Below are 25,611 nucleotides of genomic sequence, written 5' to 3'. Positions count from 1 at the left end.
GCACCGCGGCCACGAGCCGTTCCCGACCGTCGACGAGCGCTGCCATCGCGCCTGCGCGGAGCCCTCCGGGCCCCACTCGGCACGATCCGGCCCTGGCTAGGCGAGCAGTCCCCGGGACGCAGCGATGGCGACGGCCTCGGTGCGTCCGCTCGCGCCGAGCTTGGCCAGGATGTTGCTGACGTGCACGCTCGCGGTCTTCTCGCTGATGAACAGCTCGGAGCCGATCTGCCGGTTGGTACGCCCGGCCGCGAGGAGCCGCAGCACCTCGGTCTCCCGCGGGGTCAGGACGGAGCCGACCTCGACCGCCCGCAGCCCGGCGACGTCGAGCCGGCCGCGGCGGGCCAGCGCCTCCACCGCCCTGCGCAGCGGTACCGCGCCCAGCCGGACGGCGACCTCGTGGGCCTGCGCCCCCTGCTCCGCGGCCCCGGCGCGGTCACCGGCTGCCAGTAGCGCCTCGGCGAACCGCCACCGCGAGCGGGCCTCCTCGTAGACGTGCCCGAACCCGAAGGCGTCGACCGCCGCCCGCCACAGCTCGGGCGCGACCTCCCCCCGGACGCGGGCGGCCTCCGCGGCGATGCGGGCCAGCCAGGCGTGCGCCTCGACACCCAGCGTGTCGCCGTAGGTCTCCCGGTACGTCTCGACCGATGCGCGCGCGGCCGCGGTCAGGTCGTCCCCCGTCCGCAGCCAGTGGTCGGTCCCCGCGACGTCGGCGGCCCGGCGGGCGACCGCGGCGGCGTCGGCGACGGCACTCAGGGCGCTGCCGGCCAGCCGGAGCATGCCGATGTGGTCGTCGTCCCACTCCCGCTGCAGCCGCCGGTAGGTCGTCAGCGCCACGTCCACCGCCTGCTGCGGCCTGCCCTCCCAGGTGGCCAGGTCGATCTCCGAGGCGGCCGTCACGAAGTCGAGCAGGACGTGCGCTCCCAGCCGGGGCACCAGGCTCCGCGCCCAGTCGATGCGGGCCCGCGCGCCCGGGTCACCCCGGCCGACCAGCACGAGCAGCGCGTCGGCGCGCACGTGCGCGGCCATGTCCGGCACCCGGGCCAGCACGTCGGCCTCGGCCAGGCTCTCGTCCCAGCCGCCGGCCATGTACAGCGCCGTGACGTGCAGGTGACGCAGCTCGGCCGCGTAGTGCGACCACTCGGCGCCGAGGTCCCGGGCCCGCCGGGTGCCCCGCCGCGTCCACTCCAGCGCCTCGCTGATCCGGCCCGCCTCGAACATGACGGTCGCGACGTTGAACAGCACCCGCATCTCGACCTCGACGTTGCCGGACCGCCGGGCGCGGACCAGCGCCTCGTCCAGCCGGGCGCGCATCTCGGCCAGGTCCGTCCCGGGGCGGGCCCGCAGCTGGGTGACCGCGATGTCCGCCCAGGCACCGTCGAACCCGAGCGCGTCCGCGGCCGCGAGCGCCTCGTCGACCGCCGCGTCCGCCTCGTCGAAGCGGCCCACCGAGTAGCTCATCCGGGCGTGTGTCGCTGCGGCCCACGTGCGCGCCTTCGACGGCGGCTGCGCCGGCACCAGCGCCATCGCCGCCCCGCTCTCCCGGTAGGCCCCGGCGTCGTCCTCGACCCGGACCATCGCCTGCGCGAGCGTGTAGTGGATGCGCGCGCGGATCTCGGGGGCCGCGTCGGCCGGGAGCACCTCCAGCGCCGAGCGCAGCAGGGCGATCGCCCGGGCCGGCTCCCCCACCGTGCGCGCCGCAGCCGCGGTCTCCACCAGCAGCGCCGCCTGGTCGCGGCCGGCCCGTTCCGGCGCATCGGGCACCGCCGACCACAGCGCGAGCGCCGTCTCGAGGTGCTGCAGCTGTTCCGCGGGCGCGCCGACCCCTCCCGCCGCGGCCGCCGCGGCCAGCGAGGCGCTGAAGGCGCCGGGCAGGTCGTTGCTCCCGCGGGCGTGGTGCGCCTGCTCCGCGGCCGTTCCCGCACCCGGCTCGCGCGCCAGGTAGTCCGCGATCGCGGCGTGCAGCCGCACCCGCTCCCCCGGCAGCAGATCGGCGAGCACCGCCTCGCGCAGCAGCGCGTGCCGGAAGCGGTACCGGCCCTCGTCGGAGACCACCAGCAGGTAGTGGTGCACCGCCTCGGCCAGCGCCGCGTCCAGGTCGCCGTCGCCGAGCCCGCTCACCGCGGCCACGAGCTCGTGGCGCACCCGGCGGCCGGCCACGGCGGCGACGCGGAGCACCTGCTGGGCCTCCGGCGAGCGCTGCTCGACGCGGGCCAGGAGGACGTCGGTGAGGGCCAGGGGCAGCGCCTCGCCGTGCCGCCCGGCCGCGAGCAGCTCCTCGGCATAGAAGGCGTTGCCCTCGGCTCGGGTGACGACGTCCTCCACCACGGAGTCCGGCAGGGGCCCGGCATCGGCCGCCAGGCGACGCACCAGCGCGCCGACCTCGGCGTCCGGGAGCGGGTCGAGCTCGAGCCTCTCCACGCCGGGCAGGCGTACCAACTCGGCGAGCAGGGGGCGGAGCGGGTGGCGCCGGTGCAGGTCGTCGGCGCGGTAGGAGGCGACCACCGCGACGGGCTCGTCGGCGAGCCGGGCCAGCAGGTAGCGCAGCAGGTCGCGGCTGGACCGGTCGGCCCAGTGCACGTCCTCCAGCACGAGGAGGAGCGGCCCCGCGCCGGCCAGCTCGCAGACCAGGGCCGCCACCGCCTCGAAGAGCTGCAGCCGCCCGTCGTCGACCGGCGGCGGCGCCGCCCGGTGCGGTAGCGGGCGGCCGAGGTCGCGCCCCTCGGGCACCGGCTGCACCGGCGACGCCGTGGCCGGACGCCCGGCGAACAGCGGGGCCAGGACGGGGTTGGCGGCCGACTCGGGCGCCATGCCCGGCTCCGCCGCGACCGGTCGGAGCAGGTCGACGAAGGGCAGGTACGGCAGGCCCACGTCGCCGAGGTCGACGCAGTGCCCGGTGAGCACCCGGACCCCGCGCGCGGCCGCCCGCGCGGTCAGCTCGTCGAGCAGCCGGGTCTTGCCCACCCCCGCGTCACCGGACAGCAGCACGGTGCTCGCCCGGCCCGCTGCGGCGCGGTCGACGCACGCCAGCAGGGTGGCGAGCTCGGCGGCCCGTCCCACCATCGGCGCGTCGTCCCAGCGTGGCACGGCGCCGATCGTGACACGGGCCTCCGACAGAGCCCGAACCCTTTCGCTACGGGCCGAGCCGGTCAGCGCCGACGCCTGCGGCCGCGGAACCAGGGGGTATGCCGGGTCCGGGTGCCGCGGCCGGAGGCCAGCAGCATCTCTCGCCGGTAGGCGAGCTCGGAATCCAGGGCCGGGCTGCTGTAGTGGAGCGTCATCGTCGTGCCTCTCGTCGTCCTTGTGCGGATGACGACGACGTTCGTCCTGAGGCCGAGACCCAGGCATCGGCAGGTCACGCGGTTCTCGCGGCCCCGAGCCGTCTGAGGTGCCGCCGGACACGGCTGAGGGCCCTCATCCCGCGTGGGGTGAGGGCCCTCAGGGCGACGAGGTCCGGACCGGGTGACGGCCGCCTCGCGGCGAAAAGCACAACACGGCTCCAGGCCCCCGACCGAGGCCGGGGCGGTAGTCCGTGAAGGCGTAACCAAATGGCACCCGGGGGCACGTGGCACCCGGTCCGGACATCTCCGAGGCTACCCGCCGGAACCGAGATCATGTCGGGTCGAGCGATGCCGGGTGGGGTCCGCGCAGGCGCGACGGCGGAGCTCCACGCCAGCCGGGACGGCACCTGGTCGCGGTGTCGCCCGGAGGGCGACGAAATCAATTGAAGCCGCGGTCGTCCTGCTTGAGCGCGGTGTCGACGGTGAGGGCGGAGGCGATCACCAGGCTGGCCAGCGGTTCGGGGAGCCGGACGTGCACGAGGACGACGTAGCGGTCCGCCGTGGTGAACATCGTCCGGGCGAGGCCCTCCCACTTCTTCGTGATCCGGGCCACCTCCGTGCCGGCCGCGTCGGTGATCGCGAAGTCCCAGGCCCGCCAGTTCTCGGCCTGGATCGCGCCGACCACCTGACCGCCGGCCACCAGGTCGAAGCGGATCCGCCCGAACACGTTCGCCTGGACGATCTCGCCGATCGGCGCGCCGTCCGGGCGCTGCACCAGCACCCGGGACCTCATCAGCTTCGCTGGCCGGGTGAGCACCAGCACCGGCCCGCGGGCGTCGCGCACCTCGAGCCGGTGGGTGAGGAACTGGTCGAGCTGGCTGAACAGCCGGACCGCCTTCTTCACGGCGCTCTGCCCGACCTGGACGACGGCGCCGATCTGCCGGCCCTCGCCGTCGAGCACCGCGTACTCGTTGGTCAGCTCGATCAGCTTCGTCTTCTGGTTGACCAGCAGGACGGACTGGTCGTACAGCGAGGGGCCGGCGCCCTGCGGCGCGGGTGGCACGGGAGCGGCCGGGTGCTGGACGTGCTCGGTCCAGCCCTGGCCGTCCCACCACCGGGTGCCGGGAGTGCCGGCGGGGTCGGGGTACCAGCCCGGAGGGGGCGGCGGCTGAGTCACGGCGGTCACGGTAGTGCTGGCCCGGCGCAGCCCGGGTGCCTCCCGTGCCAGACTCTCCGGGTGGGTGACCTGGTGGGGTTCGAGGCGTGGGCGGCCCTGGCCGGCGACTCCCCCACCTCCCGCACCGAGTGGGCCGCCGTCGTCCGCGCGTGGGGTGAGCCGCACCGCCGGTACCACGACCTCGCGCACCTGGCGGCCGTGCTGGGCATCGTCGACCGGCTGGCCGCCGACGCCGCCGACCCGGACGCGGTGCGGCTGGCGGCCTGGTACCACGACGTCGTCTACGACCCGCAGCGCAACGACAACGAGGCGGTCAGCGCCGGGCGGGCCCGCGCCGGCCTGCGCGGGCTGGCCCCCGACGAGCGGATCGCCGAGGTCGAGCGGCTGGTGCTGCTGACCGCCGGGCACGACGTCGAGCCCGGCGATGCCAACGGCGCGGTGCTCTGCGACGCCGACCTCGCCGTCCTCGCCTCCCCGCCCGAGGCGTACGCCGCCTACGCCTCGGCCGTGCGCGAGGAGTACGGCCACGTCCCCGACGAGGCGTTCACCGCCGGGCGGATCGCCGTCCTGGAGCAGCTGCTGGCGCTGCCCCGGCTCTACCGGCTGCCCACCGTGGCCGGCACCTGGGAGCCACGGGCGCGGGCGAACATGGCCGCCGAGCTCAGCCTGCTGCGCCGCCGTGCGGCCCCGGGGAACGGGGCTTCCGGACCCGCAGCCCCGCCGCCAGGAGGCGAGTGAGCAGCTCCCGGCACTCCACCGGCTGCGCTCCGGCGGCGACCGCGACGTCGTAGAGGTCCTCGGGGACGTCGTAGTGGTCCCCCTGGAACGCCCGGCGCGGGATGCCGAGCTCCGCGGCGACGAACGCGTGCAGCTCGTCGTAGGAGACGTCGCTGACCAGGTGCGACCACAACCGCCCCCGCCAGGGCCACACGGGGGTGTCGATGAGCACCGTCACGGTGGCAGTGTGCCCGCCATGGCCCAGGAGCACCCGCAGGTCCGCGACGGCAACCTCCTGCGCTTCGGCTCCCCACTACCGTCCGAGGGGTGAGCGCAGAGATCCGCTGGGGCGTCGTGGGACCGGGTCGCATCGCGGAGAGCGTGCTGCCCGACTTCGCCCACGTCCCGCACGCCCGCGTCGTCGCCGTCGCCTCGCGGTCGCCGGAGAGGGCCGACGCGTTCGCCACCCGGCACGGGCTGGACCGCGCCCACGGCTCCTACGCCGGGATCCTGGCCGATCCGGACGTCGACGTCCTCTACGTCGCCACCCCGCACGCCCAGCACTCCGCCTTCGCCCTGGCTGCCCTGCGCGCCGGCAAGGCACTGCTGGTGGAGAAGGCGTTCACCGCCACGACTCCCGGAGCCGCGGCGGTCGTCGCGGCCGCCCGGGAGACCGGCGTCTTCACCATGGAGGCGATGTGGACCCGCTTCCAGCCTGCGGTGGTTGCGCTCCGCGAGCTGGTCGCCGACGGCGCGATCGGTGAGGTGCGGTCGGTGCAGGCCGATCTGGGCGTCTCCCGCGTGTACGACCCGGTGGACCGGCTGTTCGCCCTCGCACTCGGCGGCGGCGCGTTGCTCGACCTCGGTGTCTACGTCGTCTCGTTCGCCCAGATGCTGCTCGGGACACCGCAGCGCGTCGTCGCCTCCGGATCGCTGTTCCCCACCGGCGTCGACGCCGAGGCGGCGCTCCTGCTGGGGTACGACGACGGCCGGGCCGCCACGCTGCTCGCGTCGCTGCGCCAGGCGCTGCCCGGCCAGGCCCGCGTGTTCGGCACGACCGGCTGGATCGACGTCCTCCCCCGGTTCCACCACCCGGACACGATCGTGCTGCACCGGGCCGGCGCCGAGCCCGAGACGATCCGGCGGCCGCAGCTCGGCGTCGGCTACGCGCACGAGCTGATCGAGGTCACCGAGTGCCTGCGCGCCGGGCGCCCCGAGAGCGCGGTCATGCCGCTCGCGGACACCCTCGCCGTCCAGGACGTGCTGGGACAGGCGGCCGAGCAGCTCGGGGTGCGGCACGCGGAGGCGGTCGACGTCCTCTGACGGGTGATTCCTGACCGACCGGCTGCAGACGGCGTCCGGCGGTGCCGATGGCCTGTGGACGGGCCGCGCCGGCGGCCCATGTCCGGAGGGAACCGCATTCATGGCGCTGCTCGAAGTCCTGGCCGCTGTCGTCGCGAAGGTCGCCGGTGCGGGCACCGCCGCACAGGTCGCGGCCGGACTGGGCATCGCGACCGCCGGCGTCACCGGCGCCGGTGCCGCCGGCGCCCTGCCAGAGCCGGTCCAGGAGGTCGTCGCGAGCACCGTGGAGACGGTGTCCCCGTTCGACCTGCCCGACTCCGGCAACTCCTCCTCCGACGACACGTCCACCGAGGACGAGACGGAGGTCGACGGCCCGGCCCCGGACGGATCCGGTGACGACGCCGCGGACTCCACCGAGGAGCCCACCGAGGACCCGCTCGACGACGACTCCGACGACTCTGACGGCCACGGCTTGGACAACGCCCGCGAGCACGCGGACGAGCACGCCCAGGAGTCGCTGCTGAAGGCGCAGGAGCGCCAGGCCGCGCACGACGCGGAGAAGGCAGCCCGCGACGCCGGGAGGGAGGCCGAGAAGGCCGCCCGCGAGACCGCACGGGAAGCCGAGAAGGCCGCCCGCGAGACCGCACGGGAAGCCGAGAAGGCCGCCCGCGAGACCGCACGGGAAGCCGAGAAGGCCGCCCGCGAGACCGCACGGGAAGCCGAGAAGGCCGCCCGCGAGACCGCGAGAGAGGCCGAGAAGGCCGCTCGCGACGCCGGGAAGGCTGCTCGGCAGGCGGCTGGGAAGGCGGCCGAGCGGGGCGGCGAGGACGACTGACCCTCCGGCGACGGGGGCCGGTCGCCGACCCGCCGCCGGTCAGGTCACGGCGGGCCAGGCCAGGCCGGTCGCCTGGTCGGCGGTGGGCACGCGGGTCGGCGTCCCTCCGGCGCGGCGGACGGCGTCGGCGAAGCGGACCGCATCGATGACCGCGTTGCAGCCCGGGTCGTTGTTGAAGTAGACGAGGACGTCGGCATCGCCGTAGGTGGCCACGATCCGGTCGGCCCACAGCTGCAGGGTCTCGGCGCGGTAGCCCCACCCCTCGAAGCCGTGGTGGAAGCGCAGATAGCCCCACTCGGCGGTGCGCCAGAGCGGCGCGATCGGCTGCTCGTCCCGGTCGGCCCAGCACAGCGCAGCCCCGTAGCGCTCGAGCAGCGCGCGGATCTCGTCGGTCCACCACGACTCGTGCCGCGGCTCGACCGCCACGCGTGTGCCCACGGGGAACTGGGCCAGGCACTCGCGGAGCAGGTCGGGATCGGCCTTCAGCGTCGGCGGTAGCTGCAGCAGGATCGTGTCGAGCTTCGGGCCCAGCCCGGCGGCACGGTCCATCAGGCGGGCGACCGGCTCCTCGGGTTCGCGCAGCCGCTTGATGTGGGTGAGGAACCGGCTCGCCTTGACCGCCCAGCGGAAGTCCGGGGGGGTCCGGTCCCGCCACTTCTCGAACGTCTCCCGCTCGGGCAGCCGGTAGAAGGCGTTGTTGCTCTCGACGGTGGCGAAGTGCTCCCGGTAGTGCTCCAGCCACAGCCGCTGGGCGAGCTTGGGCGGGTAGAAGGCGCCGCGCCAGTCGCGGTACTGCCAGCCCGACGTCCCGATGATCACGGCCACGCCCATGATCGTCACCCGGATGCGCGGGGTCTGCCTGTCGTGCTGAGCTGATCGGGTGACCGCACCCGCACGCTTCAAGGACCTCTGCCTGGACGCCAACGACCACCACGCGCTGGCCGACTGGTGGTGCGCCGCCATCGGCTACGTCCGGCGCGACACCCTCGAGGACGCCGCGACGCCCGAGGAGGACGAGCCGCGCCCGCACGACTGGCCGATCCCGATCGTCGACCCGGCCGGCGAGGGTCCGCTGATGTGGATCGTCCCGGTGCCCGAGCGGAAGACGATCAAGAACCGCATGCATTTCGACGTCGTCGGCGAGACCTGGCCGCTGATCGCGGCCGGCGCCCGCATGGTGCGGGAGCAGGACGACGAGATCGACTGGAGCATCCTGGCCGACCCCGAGGGCAACGAGTTCTGCGTCTTCGCTCCGGAGGACTGACCGCGTGCGCGACCGGGCGGCGACCCGGCGGGCGTCGCTGTGCCCCAACCGCCGCCGGCTCGCCTACGACGACCACCTCGTCCACGGGGGCGCCCCGACGCCGGCCGCCGTCGCAACTGCGGGGAAAAAGGCCCTCGGACCGCCGCCGGGGAGCGCAAGTTCCCCGCAGTTGGCGTCCGGCCCCGCCCCGACGCCCGACGTCCCAGGAACGCCGACAGGGGCGGCCCGCTCGGAAGCGGACCGCCCCTGCCGGGCAGTGCTGGTGTTACGAGGGGGCTGGACTCAGAAGTCCATGCCGCCCATGCCACCCATGTCGCCACCGCCGGCGGCCGGAGCGTTCTTCTCCGGCTTGTCGGCGATCACGGCCTCGGTGGTGAGGAAGAGCGCCGCGATGGAGGCGGCGTTCTGCAGCGCGGAGCGGGTGACCTTGGCCGGGTCGATGATGCCGGCCTTGATCAGGTCCACGTACTCGCCGGTGGCGGCGTTGAGGCCGTGGCCGGTCTCCGAGTTGCGGACCTTCTCCGCGACGACGCCACCCTCGAGGCCGGCGTTGATCGCGATCTGCTTCAGCGGCGCCTCGAGCGCGACGCGCACGATGTTGGCACCGGTCGCCTCGTCACCCTCGAGCTCGAGCTTGTCGAACGCGACGGCCGTGGCCTGCGCCAGGGCGACGCCACCACCGGCGACGATGCCCTCCTCGACGGCGGCCTTGGCGTTGCGCACCGCGTCCTCGATGCGGTGCTTGCGCTCCTTGAGCTCGACCTCGGTCGCGGCACCGGCCTTGATGACCGCAACACCGCCGGCCAGCTTGGCCAGGCGCTCCTGCAGCTTCTCGCGGTCGTAGTCGCTGTCCGACTTGTCGATCTCGGCGCGGATCTGGTTGACCCGGCCCTGGATCTGGTCGGTGTCGCCCGAGCCCTCGACGATCGTCGTCTCGTCCTTGGTGACGACGACCTTGCGGGCGCGGCCGAGCAGCTCGAGGTCGGCGTTGTCGAGCTTGAGGCCGACCTCCTCGCTGATGACCTGGCCACCGGTGAGGATGGCGATGTCGGTCAGCATGGCCTTGCGGCGGTCACCGAAGCCCGGCGCCTTGACGGCGACGGACTTGAAGGTGCCGCGGATCTTGTTGACCACCAGGGTCGCGAGGGCCTCGCCCTCGACGTCCTCGGAGATGATCGCCAGCGGCTTGCCCGACTGCATGACCTTCTCCAGCAGCGGGAGCAGGTCCTTGACGGTGCTGATCTTCGAGTTGACGACGAGCACGTACGGGTCGTCGAGGACGGCCTCCATGCGCTCGGTGTCGGTGACGAAGTAGGGCGAGATGTAGCCCTTGTCGAAGCGCATGCCCTCGGTGAGCTCGAGCTCGAGGCCGAAGGTGTTGCTCTCCTCGACGGTGATGACGCCTTCCTTGCCGACCTTGTCCATCGCCTCGGCGATGAGCTCGCCGATGGCGGGGTCAGCGGCGGAGATCGACGCGGTGGCGGCGATCTGCTCCTTGGTCTCGACGTCCTTGGCCGTCGAGAGGAGGTAGTCGCTGACCGACGCGACGGCGGCCTCGATGCCCTTCTTCAGGGCCATCGGGTTGGCGCCGGCGGCGACGTTGCGCAGACCCTCGCGCACGAGCGCCTGGGCCAGCACGGTGGCGGTGGTGGTGCCGTCACCCGCGACGTCGTCGGTCTTCTTGGCGACCTCCTTGACGAGCTCGGCCCCGATCTTCTCCCACGGGTCCTCGAGCTCGATCTCCTTGGCGATGCTCACACCATCGTTGGTGATGGTGGGCGCGCCCCACTTCTTCTCAAGAACGACGTTCCGGCCACGGGGGCCGAGGGTCACCTTGACGGCGTCGGCGAGGGTGTTCATCCCTCGCTCGAGGCCGCGGCGCGCCTCTTCGTTGAACGCGATCATCTTGGCCATGTGGTGATGTCCTCCGAGCATGGATCGCTGCACGGCCGGGTGGGTGCCCGCGACGGACGACACCGATGACATGGGCGCTCCGTCGGCCCACCATCCGGTGCCTCACCGTTCCGACCTGATTGGCACTCGGGAGCCCCGAGTGCCAGAAACGAGTTTGGCACTCGACCCCTGCGAGTGCAAGAACGGGGGTCCCTGAGGGCGTTCGAGGCTGTCCCGGAACGACGGAGGCCCGGCCCCCTCGCGGGGAACCGGGCCTCGGTCGGACGTCCCGTCAGGCGCTGCGCACCGCGTCGGCCTGGGGGCCCTTGGCGCCCTGGACGACCTCGAACTCGACGCGCTGGCCCTCGTCGAGGGACTTGTACCCGTCCATCTGGATGGCCGAGTAGTGGACGAAGACGTCCTGGCCGCCGTCCACGGCGATGAAGCCGAAGCCCTTCTCGGCGTTGAACCACTTCACGGTGCCCTGTGCCACGTGTGCTCCCACGTTCTGCGTGCGGTCGCCCCACCGCGGGTGGTGGGGCGAGGTCTCGCTCTTCCGCCCGCGATCACGAACAAGGAGGAGAGAACCGCGCGAGAACCTACAACAGAGTGACGTGGGTTACACAGACATCAGCCACGGCGCGTTGCCGGATCCCCCGATCCGGTGACGCGGCCGGTCAGCCGATGAGGCCCGCGGACCGGGCGGACTTCAGGGACGGCTCGACGTGGTGCGTCGGGCCCACGACCGGCACCAGCGGGTCGAGGGTCTTCAGGCCCTCCCCGGTGTTGAGGACGACGGTCTCCTTGGCCGGGTCCAGCCGCCCGTTCCCCACGAGCTGGCGGAGGACGGCGACGGTCACGCCGCCCGCGGTCTCGGCGAACACGCCGGTGGTGCGGGCGAGGTCGCGGATGCCCTGCACGATCTCGTCGTCCCCGACCCGGCCGACCGCGCCACCGGTGCGGCGGATCGCGTCGAGCGCGTACGGGCCGTCGGCGGGATTGCCGATGTTCAGCGACTTCGCGATGCCGGTGGGCTTCACCGGCTTGACGACGTCCCAGCCGTTGTCGAAGGCCGTCGCGATCGGGTCGCAGCCGGCCGACTGCGCCCCGAAGATCGTCCACTCGGTGGCCTCGACGATGCCCGCGGCGGTGAGCTCGCGGAACGCCTTGTCCACCTTCGTCAGCAGCGAGCCCGAGGCCATGGGGATGACGACCTGGGCCGGGATGCGCCAGCCGAGCTGCTCGGCGAGCTCGTAGCCCATCGTCTTGGAGCCCTCGGCGTAGTAGGGCCGCACGTTCTGGTTGACGAAGGCGGTGTCCTCGAACTCGTCGGTCTCGGCGAGCTCGCTGGTCAGCCGGTTGACGTCGTCGTAGGAGCCGTCGACGGCGACCAGCGTCTGCCCGTAGACCGCCGACTGGACGATCTTCCCGGGCTCCAGGTCGGAGGGGACGAACACGAACGACGGCAGCCCCATGCGGGCGGCGTGTGCGGCCACGGAGTTGGCCAGGTTGCCCGTCGAGGCCGCCGCGATCTTCGTGTAGCCGAGGCCCTTGGCCGCCGTGGCGGCGAGGCTGACCACGCGGTCCTTGAACGAGTGGGTCGGGTTGGCGGAGTCGTCCTTGACCCACAGGCCACCGGTCATGCCCAGTTCCTCGGCGAGGCGGTCGGCGCGCACCAGCGGCGTCATGCCGGGGTCGAGCGAGACGCGGGAGGCCGGGTCCTGGCCCACCGGCAGCAGGGCGACGTAGCGCCAGATGTTCTGCGGGCCGGCCTCGATCTGCTCGCGGGTGACCGCGCGCATGAGCTCGGGGTCGTAGTCGACCTCGAGCGGGCCGAAGCACTCGGCGCACGCGTGCTCGGCGACGAGACCGAAGGTGGCGCCGCAGTTGCGGCAGATGAGCCCGCGGGCGGGACACGGCGGCACGGGGCCGCCGGCGCTGGAGTCTGCCTGGGCCGAACCGGGAGCGGTCAGAGTCATGCGACGACTACCTCCTCATCTTCCCCGCGTCGGGCCGTCGAGCCGCGCGGGACGGAATTGGCACCTCCCCGCAGACGCTGGCCGCACCGGGGTGCGGGGTCGCATGAGCGGCGGTTGCCGGGGCTTCATCGGGCCGTGTCCCTCTGCCCCTCTGGATGAGTGAACGCCGGCAACTCTACCCACCGCGTGCGGCGGCCGGAGCAGCGGTGAGGATGTGCGCGTGGCAGCGCGGATCGTCTACACCGACCTCGACGGCACGATGGTGGGACCACGCGGGTCCTTCTGGCACACCTCCGCACGCGATCTGACGGCCGACCCGGCGACGGCGTTGCTGGAGCTGCACCGCGCCGGGGTGCCCTTGGTGCTGGTCAGCGGCCGCACGTTCGAGCAGGTCGTGGAGGCCGCGCGGATCTTCGCCGCCGACGGCGCGATCGCCGAGCTGGGCGCCACCATCAGCTGGGGCGGCGGCCGGGGCACGCACCGGCTCACCGGCGAGCTGCCCGCCGAGCACGCCGACCGGACCCCGATGGAGGTCATGGCCTCGCTCGGCGTCGTCGAGCAGCTCGTCGCCGCCCATCCGGGCCGGCTGGAGTGGCACGCACCCTGGCACAGCACGCACGAGACCGACGCTTTGCTGCGCGGCCGGGTGGACCCCGTCGCCGTCGACTCGTGGCTGGCCGAGCAGGGGGTGGGCTGGCTGACGCTCAAGGACAACGGCGCCATCCCGGCGTCGTCCCGTTTCGGTCTCGACGACGACCCGCTGCCGCCGCGGGTCTACCACCTCATGCCGCGCGGGATCTCCAAGGGAGCAGCGATCGCCTGGGATCTGGAGCGCCGCGGGATCGACCCCGCCGATGCGGTGGCGATCGGCGACAGCGTGAGCGACCTGGACATGGCCCCCGCGGTCGGCCGGTTGTGGATCACCGCGAACGGGGCCGGCGTCGACGGGATGGCCGACCGGATCGCCGCCGTCCCCAACGCGACCGTCACGGATGCCGCAATGGGCGAGGGCTGGGCACAGGCGGTCCGCGCGGCGCTCAGCTCGTGATGTCGCGGCGGGCGAAGTGCCGGAAGCCCAGCGCGGTGAAGACGGCGGCGTAGACCAGCGACTGGATGACGCCGCGGAACAGGTCGCCGTCCTGCACCGGCGTTTGCAGCAGATCGGTCCAGGCGAACTCCCCCGCGGTCGGGAACCAGTCACGCAGCGACCCGAGCTGCTCCACCTGGTCGAGGATCGCGAAGACGAACATGGTGAACACCGCGCCGCCGACGGCGGCCAGCGGCGCATCGGTCGCCGTCGAGAACCAGAAGGCCAGCGTGCCCACGACCAGCAGGTGGACGGCGAGGTAGCCGAGCATCCCGGCCAGCCGCAGGAAGCCCTCCCCCTGGGACAGCGTCACGCCCACCGGGGTCTCGATGGGCCCGAACCCGAACGCGATCGAGCCGGCCAGCACCGAGACGGCGGTCAGCGTCAGCAGCGCGCCCACCGAGAGCACGAGCGCGGCCAGCCACTTCTGCCGGAGCAGCCGCATGCGCGGCACCGGGGTGGCGAGGGTGTACCTCAGGGCGCCCCACTGGGCCTCGCTGGCCACGGTGTCACCGAAGAACAGCGCGTACACGACCACCAGGAAGAAGCCCGTCGTGGCGAAGAGCACGAACAGGGTGAAGTTCAGGCCGCTGGCGGTGGCGACGTCGACCAGGTTGATCCGGTTGTTCTCGCCGGCGTCCTCGCTCGCGCCCAGCTGCAGCGCGGCGATGAGCAGCAGCGGGAGCGCCACCATCAGCGCGAGCACCCCCAGGGTGCGGCGGCGGGCGAACTGCCGCCGCAGCTCCACGGCCAGCCGCAGCGTGCGCGACGGCCGGTAGCCGGCGGCCGCGCCGGTGGTCCGGATACCGGTCATGACTCCCCCACCAGCGCCAGGAAGGCGTCCTCGAGCCGACGGCGCGGCGTGAACTGGTCCACGTCGATGCCCGCCTCCACCAGCGCGCGCAGCGCCACGTCGCGGGGCACGCCGCCGAGCTCGGCGACCAGACCGTCGTCGGTGCGCCCGGCGGTCACGCCCGGCAGTTCCTCCAGGACCGCGATGGCCCGGTCGGTGTCGGCCTCCGCCACCCCGACGAGCACCGCACCCCCCGCTCCGACGATCTCCTCGACCGTGCCCTGCGCGATCTTCTGCCCCTTGGCCATGACGACGACGTGGCTGCAGGTCTGCTCGATCTCGCTGAGCAGGTGGCTGGACACGATCACCGTGCGGCCGGTCGCGGCGTAGGACCGCAGCACCTCGCGCATGGCGTGGATCTGCGGCGGGTCCAGCCCGTTGGTCGGCTCGTCGAGCACCAGGAGATCGGGCAGTCCGAGCATCGCCTGGGCGATCGCGACCCGCTGCCGCATGCCCTGGCTGTAGCGCCGGACCGGCCGGTCCAGCGCCGCACCGAGGCCGGCGACCTCGATCGCCTCCTCCAGGTGCGCGTCCTCCGCCGGGCGGCCGGTCGCCGCCCAGTACAGCCGCAGGTTCTGCCGGCCGGACAGGTGCGGCAGCAGTCCGGTCCCCTCGACGAACGACCCCAGGCGGGACAGCACGGGCGCACCCGGGCGGGCGGCGTGCCCGAAGACGCTGATCCGCCCTTCGGTGGGCCGGATCAGGCCCATGAGCATGCGCAGCGACGTCGTCTTGCCGGCCCCGTTGGGCCCCAGCAGGCCGAGCACCTGCCCGCGGCGGACCTCGAACGACAGGTCGCGGACGGCGACGAAGCCGTCCTTGTAGGCCTTGGTCACGCCCTCGAAGCGCAGCGGCACGTCCTCGCCGTCGGGCTCGACGACGCCGACCTGCCGGCGGCGGCGGGCCCACCAGAGGGAGGCCAGCCAGCCGAGCAGGCCCAGGGCCACGACCCCGGCGAGCAGCAGCCACCAGCGCGAGGAACCTGCTGCGGCCTCGCTCCGGCCGTCGACCACGGGCGCCATGAGCTGCGTGGGCCCGGCGGCTGCACCGTCGGTCGCCTCCGCCGCGGCGAGACCGACCGAGTAGACGGCCGCCTCGGCGGGGAGCGCGTACGCCTGGTCGGTGGAGGAGACCACCAGGCGCATGGTGTGACCGGTCTCGAACCGGTGCACGACCGCCGGGAGCGTGAGGCCCACCCGGGTCGGGTCGGTCGGGTCGGTGGAGAGGCCGGTGACCTCCAGCGGCGCCACGAGCCCCCCGGGCAGCGTCATCGTCCCGTCGGCTGCGACGTCGTAGAGCTTGGCGAACAGCGTCGCCGAGCCGCTGGCCGAGGACAGCGCGAGATCCACCGTGCTGGCACCGACGACCTCCACCGGCGCGTCCAGGGGCTCGCTGTCGAAGGCGGCGAACTGGCCGGGGATCTCCACGGCCGCACCACCGAGCGCAACCGCGAGCGAGCCCAGCCCGGGAACGGTGGTGAGCGCGGCGGGCGTGCCCCCGGCCGGGGTGACCACCGGCTGCACGGGGCCCTCTACCGGCACCGCGCGGCGGTCGGCCGGCTCGGCTCCGTCGAGGCCGGGGTAGACCGGCGCCACGACCGTCCGGCCGCCGCCCTGGACACGGCCCAGCGTCGCACCCAGGCCGGTGGGAGCCGGGAACTCGAAGCCGGTGCCCGGTTCCTCACCCTCCCCGCGGAGGTACCAGTCGAACCAGCCGGCGACCTCCTCCCGCAGCTCGTCCACCTGCCGGCCGGACGCGGGGGCGTCGTGCCCGCCAGCGTACCAGACCACCTTCACCGGCGTCCCGTCGGCGGCGATGCCCCGGGCATTGGCGTCGGCCTGGCCGAGACCGAACAGCGAGTCCTGGGTGCCCTGGACCAGCAGGGTCGGCGCGTCGATGCGGTCCAGGACGGCCGCGGGGCTGCTGCGATCGAGGATCGCCGCCACCTCGGGCGTCAGCTCGCCCGTCGACGCCGCCGTCTGGTACGCGGCGCACACGTCGGCCGTGAACCGCCCGCAGGTCAGCAGTCGCTCGGCGGCCTCCGGGTTCTCGGCCGCCTGTGCGAGCAGCTCGTCGGGCAGCGCCACGGGCACGCCGCCGTCCGGAGCCCCGTCGTCGCCGAAGGCGGCGAGCAGATCGGCCGGAGCGGAGCCGATCCCGAAGAAGAGCCCCGCCCACAGGGACTTGAAGACGCCGCCGTCCGAGGTCGGTGGAACCGCCGCGGGGGTGCCCGTCTCCAGGTCGCCGGTGTGGTCCGGGAAGAACGCACTGGTCAGCGAGTGCCAGGTGATCTGCGGGGCGATGGCGTCGATGCGCTCGTCGTAGGCCGCACCGAGCAGGGCCAGCGCACCGCCGTAGGAGGCCCCGGCGACGCCGACGCGCGGATCGCCGTCGGCGTCCTGGACGACGTCGTCGCGCTCGGCCAGGACGTCGATCAGCGCGGAGAGGTCGGCGACCTCGTACCGCGGGTCGTTGAGCCCGATCTGGCCGGTGCTGCCGCCGAACCCGCGGGCCGAGAAGGTGAGGACGACGTAGCCGCGCTCGGCGAGTACACGGGCGTCGTCCGCCACCGACTCCTTGCTGCCACCGAAGCCGTGCGCCAGGACCACGGCGGGCGCCGGCCGCTCCTCGGCGGCCGGCAGGTACAGCGTCGAGTCGAGCTCCACGGCGTCGGCACCGGAGCCGGCGGAGATGCGCACGTCCTCGGTGCCGACGTCGTCGGCGGCCGCGGCCGGAGCCGCACCGGAGAGCACGCCGGCGACGAGCAGGGGCAGGAGGACGGCGAGCGCACGCCAGGCGCCGGAGCGCGGACGTACGAGCCCGCGGGAGCGACGCACGAATCGGCCAACGGACGGCGAACGGCGGGTGTTCCGCGCGCCGTCCGTCAGCGGCGGTGGATCAGGGCTGCCAGTCGCCGGCTGCGACGATGACCAGGCTCGGGGCGGTGATCTCGGCCGGCAGCTCGAAGAAGCGCGGCGCGGGGCCCTGCAGCTCGGGGAACTGGTCCACCAGCTGGACGGCCGCCTGGCGCTGGGTCTCGTCGCCCTCGGTGTAGAAGACGGTCGTGGCGGGCACGTCGTCGCCCTCGTAGGCGCCGACCCCCGGCGACTCCCAGCCGCCGCTGGTCACGGTTCCCGCGATCCTCGCGGCGAGACCGGTGACGTTGGTGGCGTTGAGCACGACGACGGGCGCCCGGACCGGGGTGCTCGCCACCGGCTCGACCGGCTCGGTCTCGGTCTTCAGCTCCGGGAGCGGCGGGGGGACGAACGGGGCGGTCGCCGGGGCCGTCGCCGGGGCGTTCCGCGTGGTGGCCGCGGCCTCGTCGGTCTTCGGGGAGGTCACCTGGTAGACGCCCAGCACGCCGAGGGCGACGACCCCCATGGCGACCAGGCCCTTGGCCACGCGACGCGGGGCCCGGCGGGGCTCCTCGTCGAGGAGGTCGATGCCACTGTCCTTCGCGGCCTTCCGGCGGGCCGCCTCCGCGGCCGTCCGCTCGGCGCGCAGGGCGGCGCGGCCGCCGACGGGGGGCCGGGAGGACGCGCGGTCGGCACGCGGCGCCGGGACCTCGTCGACCAGGTCCTCGATGTCCGGCAGGTCCTCCTCGCGGCGGGGCACCGAGCGCTCGGGGATCGCGGTGGTGGAGGGGGCCAGGGCCGCGCGCATCTCCTCCTCCGACGGCAGGTCGGGGTTGCGCGAGGGCTTGGTCCAGTCGCCGTAGCGGGAGTCGGAGGCGCCGGCGGCCTGGCGCGGCACGCGGGGCGCGGGGGCGTCGGTGCGGATGCCGGTCGGCCCGGTGCCCAGCAGCTCGGCGCCGTCGTCGGCCCAGATGCGCTTACGACGGGCGGCGGCGGCCTCGGCGGCGCGGAGGCTCTCGGCGAGCGCGCCGCCGCGCTCCGGGCGGACGGCGGACGCAGGGCGACCGGAGGCAGGCACGGGCGGCAGCGGCAGGCGTGAGCGGGACGGCGGCGTCGAGTCGGCCGGCCGGTTCGCCACGGCAGCGGCGGTCGGGCGGCGCGACGGCGCGGCCTCGATCCGGGCGCGGTCCCGGCCCGGCGCGGTCGGGTGGTCGCTCAGCCCGGCGTCGGGGACTCCGCGCCACAGCGCATCCGGAGCGTCCGTCCGACGGCGGCCACCGACCACGGGAGAACTCGTTCCGTCACTGCCTGATCCCGCGTGCCTGCCCACGGTCACGAAATCTAATGCTTGTAACTCTCATTGCCCAGGACCTCGGGACGGACGCGTCCGTTGCCGCGCCGCGCGGACCCGTCGCAGCCGCCGGACGAGCAGCGGATCGGCCGCCAGCGCCTCCGGTCGGTCGACCAGGGCGTTGAGCACCTGGTAGTAGCGGGTCGGGCTGAGCTCGAAACGGTTCCGGATGGCGGTCTCCTTGGCGCCCGCCGCCCGCCACCACTGCCGCTCGAAGGCGAGCATCGCCCGCTCCCGCGGAGCGAGCCCGGGCGCTGCGACCTGCGCGGATGCCGCCGCGATCGCTTCCGCGGAGGCGTCGCTGCCGGACGCCTCGACCGCCGGGACGAGGTCGGTGCTCATGCTCGCTCCATCTCCTGCCGAGCCGTGGTGGGGCCGACTCGGGAGGAACCGTAGACGGGGTCTCCGACAGTTCCGGGCGACATGACGAGGCGACCCGCAGGACCGCTCCGGACGGCGGCGCACGTCACAGGCCGGCCGGCAGGACCTCCGGAATCGACCGGCGTGTCCCGGCACGGGCGTGTCGCAGGGTGTCCGCCGTGAAGACGGCGAGCGCGACCCAGACGATGGCGAAGCCGGCCAGCCGGGCAGGGGGCATCGGCTCCCCGTAGACGAAGACGCCGACGGAGAGCTGCATGAGCGGGGTGAGGTACTGCAGCAGCCCGACGGTCGACAGCGGGATCCGCCGGGCGGCCGCGGCGAACAGCAGCAACGGGACGGCGGTGGCGATCCCCGAACTCACCAGCAGCAGCGCATGTCCGGCCCCGGCGTTGCCGAACGTCCCCGCGCCGTCCGCGTGCAGGACGGTCAGGAGCGCGATCGCCGGCACCGTCACCAGCGCCGTCTCGACGAGCAGGCCCGGGGCGGCCTCCACCCGCACCAGCTTCTTCATCAGCCCGTAGAGCCCGAAGCTGGCCGCCAGTCCGAGCGCGATCCACGGCGGCCGGCCGTAGTCCACGGTGAGGACGGCGACCGCGACGGCGGCGATGGCCACCGCCGCCCACTGCAGCCGGCGCAGCCGCTCGCCGAAGACGACCACCCCGAGCAGGACGCTGACCAGCGGGTTGATGAAGTAGCCGAGCGAGGTCTCGACGACGTGCCCCGAGTTCACGCCGTAGACGAAGATCAGCCAGTTGGCGGCGATGAGCAGCGCCGCGCCCGCGAGCACCAGCACGGTGCGCCGGTCGGCCACGGCAGCGCGGACGTGACCCCAGCGGCGGACCGCGGTCAGGAGCAGGGCGACGAAGAGCAGCGACCAGATCACCCGGTGGGCGACGATCTCCACGCCGCCGGCCGGCTCCAGGAGCGGGAAGTACAGGGGGAAGAGGCCCCACATGGAGTAGGCGGCCAGCCCGCAGACGACCCCCAGGCGACGCTCGTCCACGGGGCGTCACCGTACGCCCGGAGTCGGCCTACCTTCGGAGGCGTGCGTGAGCGGCCCAACCCGGTGCAGTGGCTCTGGTACGCCCTCGGCGGCGGACTCCCCCGGCGGCTGTCCCCGTGGGTGCTGGCCGACACGACCGGGCCCGCGTGGGTGGCCCGCCACCTGGCACGTGCGGTGGTGCAGGTGTCCCCCGTCGTGGTGCTCTGCCTGGTGGTCCCGCCGGTGCCCCTGGCCTACCGGGTGTCCGCGGCCGTCGGCGGACTCGTACTGGGGCTGCTGATCTCGATGGCCTACATGACCGAGACGATCGAGCACCGGGTGGTCAAGGCCGGCTTCCCCCCAGGGACCGCCGCCCGGCTGCGCGCCGAACGCGCCGAGCGGCGGCGGGTGGAGCGCCGCTCGCGCTACCGCCGGGACGGCGCGGGCAGCTTCGACTGAGCCGATGTGCCCGGTCACGTAAGAAGAGGCGGGGTGCCGGACATTACGAGGCGTGAGAGCGACGCGTGGCGTTCCGGCGCCGGAGCCCGAGACCGCCCGGTTCACGGCGCTCTGGACGGAGCACGCCCCTCGCGTGCTGGCCTACGCGCTGCGGCACACCGACCCGGACACCGCGCACGAGGTCGTGTCGGAGACCTTCCTCGTGGCCTGGCGACGACTGGCCGACGTCCCGGGCCAGCCACTGCCCTGGCTGCTCGTCGTCGCCCGCAACACGCTCGCCAACCACCGCCGCTCCGGGTACCGGCAGGCCCTGCTCCACGGTGAGTTGCAACGGCTGACCGAACTGACCGAGCACGGGCCGGCAGCGGAGATCCCCGCCGTCGAGCGCCAGGCGATGCTGGCCGCACTGGCCACGCTCACCGCCACCGAGCGGGAAGCGCTGCTGCTGGTCGCGTGGGACGGGTTGAGCACCACGCACGCCGCGCGGGTGGCCGGCTGCTCGGCCCCGACCTTCGCCGTCCGGCTGCACCGCGCCCGACGTCGACTGCGTGAAGCCACCGCCGACCCCGAGCCGGCATCCGTCCACATCCGGACTGCGTCTCCGAGGAGTGCGTCGTGAACGAGAAGACCGACCCGCTCGCCCGACTCACGGGGCTCCGGCCCACTCCTGCGCTGGACGAGGACTGGTCGGCGGCACAACTCAACCGCATCACCGCCTCGGCCTCCGCCTCAGCGCGGACACCCGGGCGCCACCGCCGCAAGATCGTGTCCGGGGTCCTGGCCGGAGCACTGCTCGCCGGTGGCATCGGCACCGCAGCCGCGAACGATCTCCTGCCCGACCGGCTCCTCGACCTGCTCAGTATGTCCACCCGGCCGGACATCGCGGCTCACACGGTCGAGCGCGCCGGGACCGCTCCCGGACCCGACGGACGGGTCTTCACGGTGGTGACCTGGGACGAGGATCCCGCCAGCGGCTACACCTGGTGCACCGCACCGGTGTTCGAGACGGCGGAGAGCGCTGCTGGACCCACGCCGGCCGATTTCGACGAGAACGGCGGCGTGTGCGGTCCGGGTGGCTTCCCGAGCGATTTCGGGACGGAGTCGGGCATCACCGGAGACGACCCGTACGTCGTCTACGTCGTCACTGCCGGTGCCGCCGTGCGTGGCGAACTACGCCTGGCCGACGGGTCCATCCATCCGACCGTGCTCGCCCGCGGATGGCTGCACGGGTGGTTCCCGGCCGACTCCGGCGGCGTGCTGACCGGATACGCCGCCGACGGATCCGTCGTAGGCACCCTGGACCTCTCGGGACGAGTGCCGCGATGAGCCGCAGCGGCGTCCTCCTGAACGGGCCTCTCCAGAGCCGACGAGGGGACTTGAACCCCTAACCGCCCGATTACAAGTCGGGTGCGCTACCAATTGCGCCACGTCGGCGGACACCAGAACCAGGTGCGGGCCCAGGATAGGGACTACCCGGCCCGGCGCAGTTCCCGGTGGGCGGCCGCCAGCACGGCGTCGCGCACCCGGTCCAGGGTGGTCGAGCGCAGCCGCCACTGCTGCCAGTGCAGGGCGACGTCCACGGCGGCCGACGGATCGAACGCCACGAGATCCACGCCGGCATCCCGCTGCTGGAGATCCGGGACCATGCCCCAGCCGAAGCCGAGTGCGACGGCGCCGACGAAGTCCGCCGAGGCGGGGACGTAGTGCGCCGGAGGGGCGGCGCCCCCCGCCTGCGCCTGCAGGTAGCGGTGCTGGAGGTCGTCCCTGCGGTCGAACACCACCAGCGGGGCCCGGGCGAGCGCCTCGGCGGTCGGTCCGTCGGGGAACCAGCGCCGCACGAAGCCGGGGGACGCCATGGGCCGGTAGCGCATGACCCCCAGCGGAGTGGAGGTGCAGCCCGGCACGGGATCGGCCTCGGCGGTGACCGCCGCCATGACCGTGCCGGCGCGCAGCAGGGTGCTCGTGTGCTCCTGGTCCTCGCGGTGCAGGTCCACGCACACCTCGCCGGCCAGCGGGGCCAGGGCGGGCAGCACCCAGGTGGCCATGGAATCGGCGTTCACCGCGATCGGCAGGGTCGGCATCCGCTCGGCCTCGTCGCCGCCCAGCTCCCGGGCGACGTCGGCGGTCAGCAGGTCGATCTGCCGGGCCAGGCGCAGCACCGCCCGGCCGGACTCCGTCACCTGCACCGGCTTGCTCCGGACCAGCAGGATGCGCCCGGTCGCCACCTCCAGCGCTCGCAACCGCTGACTGACCGCGGACGGGGTGACGTGCAGCGTCCGGGCGGCGGCCTCCAGCGTGCCTCCGCGCACGGTCGCGTCCAGCGCCCGCAGCTGTGCCAGATCCAGGTCCATGAAGCGACGCTAATGCCTCGACAGAATCTTGAGCTGGACCGGACGTCGACCGCTTCCTACCGTCGGCCCCGTGTCCACGACCCCGGCCCTCGTCGCCCTCGCGTCGGGCTTCGCGCTGGGCCTCGGCCTGATCGTGGCCATCGGCGCACAGAACGCCTTCGTGCTCCGGCAGGGTCTGCGCCTCGAGCACGTGGCCGCGGTGGTCGCGGTGTGCGCACTGTCCGACGTGGCCCTGATCGGCGCGGGCGTCCTCGGCGCCGGCGCCGTCGTCTCGCGACTGCCGCTGCTGATCCCGGTGGTGTGCTTCGCCGGCGCGGCCTTCCTCCTCGGCTACGGGCTCCTGGCCGCCCGGCGCGCCCTGCGGCCCGGGGTGCTGGTCACCGAGGCCGGCGGCGGAGCCGCCGGCCTCGCGACCGCGGTAACCACGTGTCTCGCGCTGACCTGGCTCAACCCGCACGTCTACCTGGACACGGTCGTCCTGCTGGGCTCCATGGCCGCCGCGTACGGCGAGCACCGGTGGCAGTTCGCCGCCGGCGCGGCCCTCGGCAGCGTGGGCTGGTTCACCGCCCTGGGCTACGGGGCCCGCCTGCTGCGGCCGGTCTTCGCCCGGCCCGCCGCCTGGCGGGTCCTCGACGGCGCCATCGCCGTCGTCATGTCCGCGCTCGCCCTCTCTCTCGTGGTGCGCGGCGTGCGCGGGCTCTGACCGTCACGGCCACCGGTAGCGGACGTCGGGCTCGCGCTCCTGGTTGCCGGAACCGTCGGTGCGCTCGACGGCGGTGAACGCGTGCCGCTCGTAGAAGCGCTGCGCCGGACCGTTCACCTGGAACGTCCACAGCTGCAAGCCGGACGGAGACCGCCGCTGCGCCAGTGCGACGAACCGGTCGCCGATCCCCCGCCCGCGGGCGTCCGGATCGAGGTAGAGCTGGTCGATCCACCCGGCGGACAGCGCCAGGACCCCGACCACCGCGCCCCCGGCCTCGGCCACCCAGGTGTCCTCCCGGAGGACGAGCTCCTCCCGCACCCACCGGCGCACCTCGTCGTCCCGGTGCGCGCGGCGCACGGTCGGCAGCGCCGCGTCGAAGGAGCGCAACCACACCTCGGCGACCGCCGCGCCGTCGGCGGGCCGGGCGGGCCGGAGGACCACGGGCTCGGGCGTCACGCCGGTCAGGCTGCCAGCCCGGGGCGAGCCGCTCGACCCGTTTCCCGTGCGGCAGTCCTCAGCCGACGCCGTCGCCGGCCCGGGGCTCCTCGCGCACGAAGTCCGCCGGGTTGCTGCTGCCATCCGTGCCGTGTGCCAGCCAGCGCGCGAACCCCGCCGGATCGCGCCGCTCCAGCTCGTCGAGCACCGACTGCCTGCGGGCTGCGACCGCTTCACGGGTGCTCGGCTCCGGCGAGGCGTCCAGCACTGCCGTCGTGCGCAGCCACTCCTCCCCCAGCGACCGGGTGCTGAGGCTGCGGACCGACGGGAGGACCGCCCGCGCGCTGCCGACCGAACCGATGCGGAACGTCGGAGCCGCGGGGTGCAGCGGGGAGAGGACGACCGGGCTCTCCGGCTCGTCCGGGAGCAGCGCTCCGGCCGGTGCGGCGCGGGCCGGGTCGGGCCGGCGGAGCAGCAGCGCGGCTCCGGTCAGCAACGCACCGATGAGCAGGGTCACCGCGGTCCCGACGAGCACCGCGGCACCGCAGACGACGAGCAGGCCGCCGGCGGTCCGTGCCGCCGCCAGCGCCCCGGCGACCAGGGCCACCTCGCGGTCCCGTGACCCCTCCCACACCGCCCCTGCCCAGGCGGCACCCACCAGGCCGGTGAGGACCCCCAGGCCGAAGACCGCCGAGCCGTCCAGGGCGAGCCCGCCGGCGACGGCCAGCACGACCGCGAACGGTGCAGCGAGAACCAGTGCGGGCCGTCCGGAGAGACCGGGCACGGGCGTCCTCCTGCTGGTTGCGCGACGTCGACGGGCGGCCGTCTGGCCGCCCGCGGTACCCGGCAGTATCCACGTCCGTGGGCTCCTCCGTCGTCGACCCGGATCTCCGGCTGGGCATCGTCCTGCTCGTCCTCACCGCGCTCGCGGCGACGGCCGGCCGGCTCTCCGGCCTGGGCGAGCACCGGCCGATCCTCGTCGCCGCCGCCCGCGCGACGGTCCAGCTGGCCGCGGTCTCCGCCGTGCTGCTCGCGGTGGTCGAGTCGCTGCCGCTGTCCGCGGCGTTCGTCGTCCTCATGACCGGGATCGCGTCGGTCACCGCCGCCGGGCGGGTGACCGGCCGGCCACTGCGCTCCCCGGGCGCACGGGACCGGCTGCTGTCCACCGCCCTGCCCATCGCGGGCGGCGCCGTTCCCGTCGTCCTGCTCGTGCTGGCCAGCGGGACGGTCCCCTTCCGGGGCGAGTCGGTGATCCCGATCGCCGGCATCCTCATCGGCGGCGCCATGACGGCTACCTCGCTGGCCGGGCGCCGGCTCCGCGAGGAACTGGACCAGCGACGGGGCGAGGTCGAGGCGGCGCTCGCGATCGGGTTCCTGCCCCGCGACGCCGTCCTGTTCGTGGTCCGGCCCGCGGCGGCCTCGGCCCTGATCCCGCCGCTGGACCAGACCCGCACCGTCGGCCTGGTGACACTTCCGGGCGCCTTCGTCGGCGTGCTGCTCGGCGGCGGGACCCCGCTCGAGGCCGGTGCCGCGCAACTGCTGGTGCTCATCGGACTGCTCGCCGCCGAGATGCTGGCCGTCTGGATCGTCACTGAACTCGTCGGCCGTGGGGCATTGCTGGACGACATCCCGCGTTGATCCGTTCAGGCATCTCACAGGGAGCCTCCAGCCACGCCCCAGTGCGCGGCAGGACAGTGGGACCGTCGCGC

25 protein-coding genes, 1 tRNA gene and 1 riboswitch are annotated in these 25,611 nt (G+C 74.2%); of the genes, 10 read left to right on the top strand and 16 right to left on the bottom strand.

The window, feature by feature from the left end; all coding sequences use genetic code 11:
- Positions 1 to 96 precede the first annotated feature (96 nt).
- The gene (locus ACI793_RS02065; RefSeq protein WP_456604694.1) at positions 97 to 3,084 is read right to left on the bottom strand and encodes a helix-turn-helix transcriptional regulator; all 2,988 of its coding nucleotides are present in this window, start codon (positions 3,082 to 3,084) and stop codon (positions 97 to 99) included.
- 633 nt (positions 3,085 to 3,717) lie between these two features.
- Positions 3,718 to 4,455 carry a phospholipid scramblase-related protein gene (locus tag ACI793_RS02060; RefSeq protein ID WP_456604693.1) on the bottom strand — a complete coding sequence of 246 codons (738 nt, stop codon included), beginning with the start codon at positions 4,453 to 4,455 and terminating at the stop codon, positions 3,718 to 3,720.
- A gap of 60 nt (positions 4,456 to 4,515) precedes the next feature.
- Between ACI793_RS02060 and ACI793_RS02055 the strand changes: the two genes are divergently transcribed.
- On the top strand, positions 4,516 to 5,193 hold the full coding sequence (locus ACI793_RS02055; protein WP_456604692.1) for an HD domain-containing protein: 678 nt from the start codon (positions 4,516 to 4,518) through the stop codon (positions 5,191 to 5,193).
- Here ACI793_RS02055 and ACI793_RS02050 read toward each other — a convergent pair.
- Positions 5,117 to 5,410, bottom strand: a complete 294-nt coding sequence (locus ACI793_RS02050; protein ID WP_456604691.1) for a DUF4031 domain-containing protein — start codon at positions 5,408 to 5,410, stop codon at positions 5,117 to 5,119. The two genes, ACI793_RS02055 and ACI793_RS02050, sit on opposite strands and share 77 nt — an antisense overlap.
- A gap of 89 nt (positions 5,411 to 5,499) precedes the next feature.
- Here ACI793_RS02050 and ACI793_RS02045 point away from each other — a divergent pair, with 89 nt between their 5' ends.
- Positions 5,500 to 6,495 (top strand): Gfo/Idh/MocA family protein, encoded by a 996-nt coding sequence (locus ACI793_RS02045; RefSeq protein WP_456604690.1) that lies wholly within the window; start codon positions 5,500 to 5,502, stop codon positions 6,493 to 6,495.
- 100 nt (positions 6,496 to 6,595) lie between these two features.
- Positions 6,596 to 7,309 (top strand): hypothetical protein, encoded by a 714-nt coding sequence (locus ACI793_RS02040; protein WP_456604689.1) that lies wholly within the window; start codon positions 6,596 to 6,598, stop codon positions 7,307 to 7,309.
- Between the two features lie 39 nt (positions 7,310 to 7,348).
- Here the strand turns inward: ACI793_RS02040 and ACI793_RS02035 are convergent, their stop codons facing one another.
- Positions 7,349 to 8,134 carry a DUF72 domain-containing protein gene (locus tag ACI793_RS02035; protein WP_456604688.1) on the bottom strand — a complete coding sequence of 262 codons (786 nt, stop codon included), beginning with the start codon at positions 8,132 to 8,134 and terminating at the stop codon, positions 7,349 to 7,351.
- Positions 8,135 to 8,189: 55 nt separating this feature from the next.
- Between ACI793_RS02035 and ACI793_RS02030 the strand changes: the two genes are divergently transcribed.
- Positions 8,190 to 8,573, top strand: a complete 384-nt coding sequence (locus ACI793_RS02030) for a VOC family protein (RefSeq protein ID WP_311344641.1) — start codon at positions 8,190 to 8,192, stop codon at positions 8,571 to 8,573.
- Between the two features lie 282 nt (positions 8,574 to 8,855).
- Here ACI793_RS02030 and groL read toward each other — a convergent pair whose 3' ends face one another.
- The 3 genes from groL to thrC form a co-directional block, all read right to left on the bottom strand.
- Positions 8,856 to 10,487, bottom strand: coding sequence for a chaperonin GroEL (gene groL, locus ACI793_RS02025; RefSeq protein WP_456604687.1), 1,632 nt, complete (start codon positions 10,485 to 10,487; stop codon positions 8,856 to 8,858).
- Between the two features lie 271 nt (positions 10,488 to 10,758).
- Complete coding sequence (locus ACI793_RS02020) at positions 10,759 to 10,959, bottom strand: cold-shock protein (RefSeq protein ID WP_040337424.1); 201 nt, start codon at positions 10,957 to 10,959, stop codon at positions 10,759 to 10,761.
- A gap of 184 nt (positions 10,960 to 11,143) precedes the next feature.
- Positions 11,144 to 12,445, bottom strand: coding sequence for a threonine synthase (thrC, locus tag ACI793_RS02015; RefSeq protein ID WP_456604686.1), 1,302 nt, complete (start codon positions 12,443 to 12,445; stop codon positions 11,144 to 11,146).
- Positions 12,446 to 12,457: 12 nt separating this feature from the next.
- Positions 12,458 to 12,607: riboswitch (SAM riboswitch) on the bottom strand.
- Between the two features lie 58 nt (positions 12,608 to 12,665).
- On the opposite strand from thrC, the gene ACI793_RS02010 reads away from it, so the two are divergent.
- Positions 12,666 to 13,493 (top strand): HAD family hydrolase, encoded by an 828-nt coding sequence (locus ACI793_RS02010; RefSeq protein WP_456604685.1) that lies wholly within the window; start codon positions 12,666 to 12,668, stop codon positions 13,491 to 13,493.
- Here the strand turns inward: ACI793_RS02010 and ACI793_RS02005 are convergent.
- The 5 genes from ACI793_RS02005 to rarD form a co-directional block, all read right to left on the bottom strand.
- The gene (locus tag ACI793_RS02005; protein WP_456604684.1) at positions 13,483 to 14,346 is read right to left on the bottom strand and encodes an ABC transporter permease; all 864 of its coding nucleotides are present in this window, start codon (positions 14,344 to 14,346) and stop codon (positions 13,483 to 13,485) included. The two genes, ACI793_RS02010 and ACI793_RS02005, sit on opposite strands and share 11 nt — an antisense overlap.
- Complete coding sequence (locus ACI793_RS02000; protein ID WP_456604683.1) at positions 14,343 to 17,222, bottom strand: alpha/beta fold hydrolase; 2,880 nt, start codon at positions 17,220 to 17,222, stop codon at positions 14,343 to 14,345. Before ACI793_RS02000 ends, ACI793_RS02005 begins: the two co-directional genes overlap by 4 nt.
- A gap of 61 nt (positions 17,223 to 17,283) precedes the next feature.
- Positions 17,284 to 18,318: a LytR C-terminal domain-containing protein gene (locus ACI793_RS01995; protein WP_456604682.1), complete on the bottom strand. Its 1,035-nt coding sequence runs from the start codon at positions 18,316 to 18,318 to the stop codon at positions 17,284 to 17,286.
- Between the two features lie 279 nt (positions 18,319 to 18,597).
- Positions 18,598 to 18,933, bottom strand: a complete 336-nt coding sequence (locus ACI793_RS01990; RefSeq protein ID WP_456604681.1) for a DUF3263 domain-containing protein — start codon at positions 18,931 to 18,933, stop codon at positions 18,598 to 18,600.
- 124 nt (positions 18,934 to 19,057) lie between these two features.
- Entirely contained in the window at positions 19,058 to 19,975 is a 918-nt protein-coding gene (gene rarD / locus ACI793_RS01985; protein ID WP_456604680.1) for an EamA family transporter RarD, read from the bottom strand.
- A 42-nt stretch (positions 19,976 to 20,017) separates the two neighbouring features.
- Here rarD and ACI793_RS01980 point away from each other — a divergent pair, with 42 nt between their 5' ends.
- From ACI793_RS01980 to ACI793_RS01970, 3 genes are read left to right on the top strand one after another with little or no spacing between them, the layout of a single operon-like run.
- The gene (locus tag ACI793_RS01980) at positions 20,018 to 20,413 is read left to right on the top strand and encodes a DUF5313 family protein (RefSeq protein ID WP_456604679.1); all 396 of its coding nucleotides are present in this window, start codon (positions 20,018 to 20,020) and stop codon (positions 20,411 to 20,413) included.
- A gap of 52 nt (positions 20,414 to 20,465) precedes the next feature.
- A complete protein-coding gene (locus tag ACI793_RS01975) occupies positions 20,466 to 21,032 on the top strand; it encodes an RNA polymerase sigma factor (RefSeq protein ID WP_456604678.1) in 567 nt (188 codons plus the stop codon).
- Complete coding sequence (locus tag ACI793_RS01970) at positions 21,029 to 21,739, top strand: hypothetical protein (RefSeq protein ID WP_456604677.1); 711 nt, start codon at positions 21,029 to 21,031, stop codon at positions 21,737 to 21,739. Before ACI793_RS01975 ends, ACI793_RS01970 begins: the two co-directional genes overlap by 4 nt.
- A 35-nt stretch (positions 21,740 to 21,774) precedes the next feature.
- Here the strand turns inward: ACI793_RS01970 and ACI793_RS01965 are convergent.
- Positions 21,775 to 21,847: transfer RNA gene (locus ACI793_RS01965), tRNA-Thr, on the bottom strand.
- A gap of 35 nt (positions 21,848 to 21,882) precedes the next feature.
- Positions 21,883 to 22,764: a LysR family transcriptional regulator ArgP gene (locus ACI793_RS01960; protein ID WP_456604676.1), complete on the bottom strand. Its 882-nt coding sequence runs from the start codon at positions 22,762 to 22,764 to the stop codon at positions 21,883 to 21,885.
- A gap of 70 nt (positions 22,765 to 22,834) precedes the next feature.
- Between ACI793_RS01960 and ACI793_RS01955 the strand changes: the two genes are divergently transcribed.
- A complete protein-coding gene (locus ACI793_RS01955) occupies positions 22,835 to 23,467 on the top strand; it encodes a LysE/ArgO family amino acid transporter (RefSeq protein WP_456604675.1) in 633 nt (210 codons plus the stop codon).
- Between the two features lie 3 nt (positions 23,468 to 23,470).
- Here the strand turns inward: ACI793_RS01955 and ACI793_RS01950 are convergent, their stop codons facing one another.
- Both ACI793_RS01950 and ACI793_RS01945 read right to left on the bottom strand, forming a co-directional pair.
- Positions 23,471 to 23,923 carry an N-acetyltransferase family protein gene (locus ACI793_RS01950; RefSeq protein ID WP_456604674.1) on the bottom strand — a complete coding sequence of 151 codons (453 nt, stop codon included), beginning with the start codon at positions 23,921 to 23,923 and terminating at the stop codon, positions 23,471 to 23,473.
- Between the two features lie 58 nt (positions 23,924 to 23,981).
- Entirely contained in the window at positions 23,982 to 24,686 is a 705-nt protein-coding gene (locus ACI793_RS01945) for a hypothetical protein (RefSeq protein WP_456604673.1), read from the bottom strand.
- A 77-nt stretch (positions 24,687 to 24,763) separates the two neighbouring features.
- Between ACI793_RS01945 and ACI793_RS01940 the strand changes: the two genes are divergently transcribed.
- Positions 24,764 to 25,540, top strand: a complete 777-nt coding sequence (locus ACI793_RS01940; protein ID WP_456604672.1) for an ABC transporter permease — start codon at positions 24,764 to 24,766, stop codon at positions 25,538 to 25,540.
- The last annotated feature ends 71 nt before the right edge of the window (positions 25,541 to 25,611 follow it).

The organism is Blastococcus sp. SYSU DS0617, from assembly GCF_054051075.1.
The sequence above is the reverse complement of the archived record's forward strand: the minus strand, read 5'-3'. Positions and strand labels throughout refer to the sequence as shown.

What these genes read in the sequence shown, in the direction of transcription:
- ACI793_RS02040 (WP_456604689.1), top strand. Translation starts at nt 6,596, where the DNA reads ATGGCGCTGCTCGAAGTCCTGGCCGCTGTCGTCGCGAAGGTCGCCGGT.
- groL (WP_456604687.1), bottom strand. Translation starts at nt 10,487, where the DNA reads ATGGCCAAGATGATCGCGTTCAACGAAGAGGCGCGCCGCGGCCTCGAG.
- thrC (WP_456604686.1), bottom strand. Translation starts at nt 12,445, where the DNA reads ATGACTCTGACCGCTCCCGGTTCGGCCCAGGCAGACTCCAGCGCCGGC.
- ACI793_RS02005 (WP_456604684.1), bottom strand. Translation starts at nt 14,346, where the DNA reads ATGACCGGTATCCGGACCACCGGCGCGGCCGCCGGCTACCGGCCGTCG.
- ACI793_RS01990 (WP_456604681.1), bottom strand. Translation starts at nt 18,933, where the DNA reads ATGAGCACCGACCTCGTCCCGGCGGTCGAGGCGTCCGGCAGCGACGCC.
- ACI793_RS01960 (WP_456604676.1), bottom strand. Translation starts at nt 22,764, where the DNA reads ATGGACCTGGATCTGGCACAGCTGCGGGCGCTGGACGCGACCGTGCGC.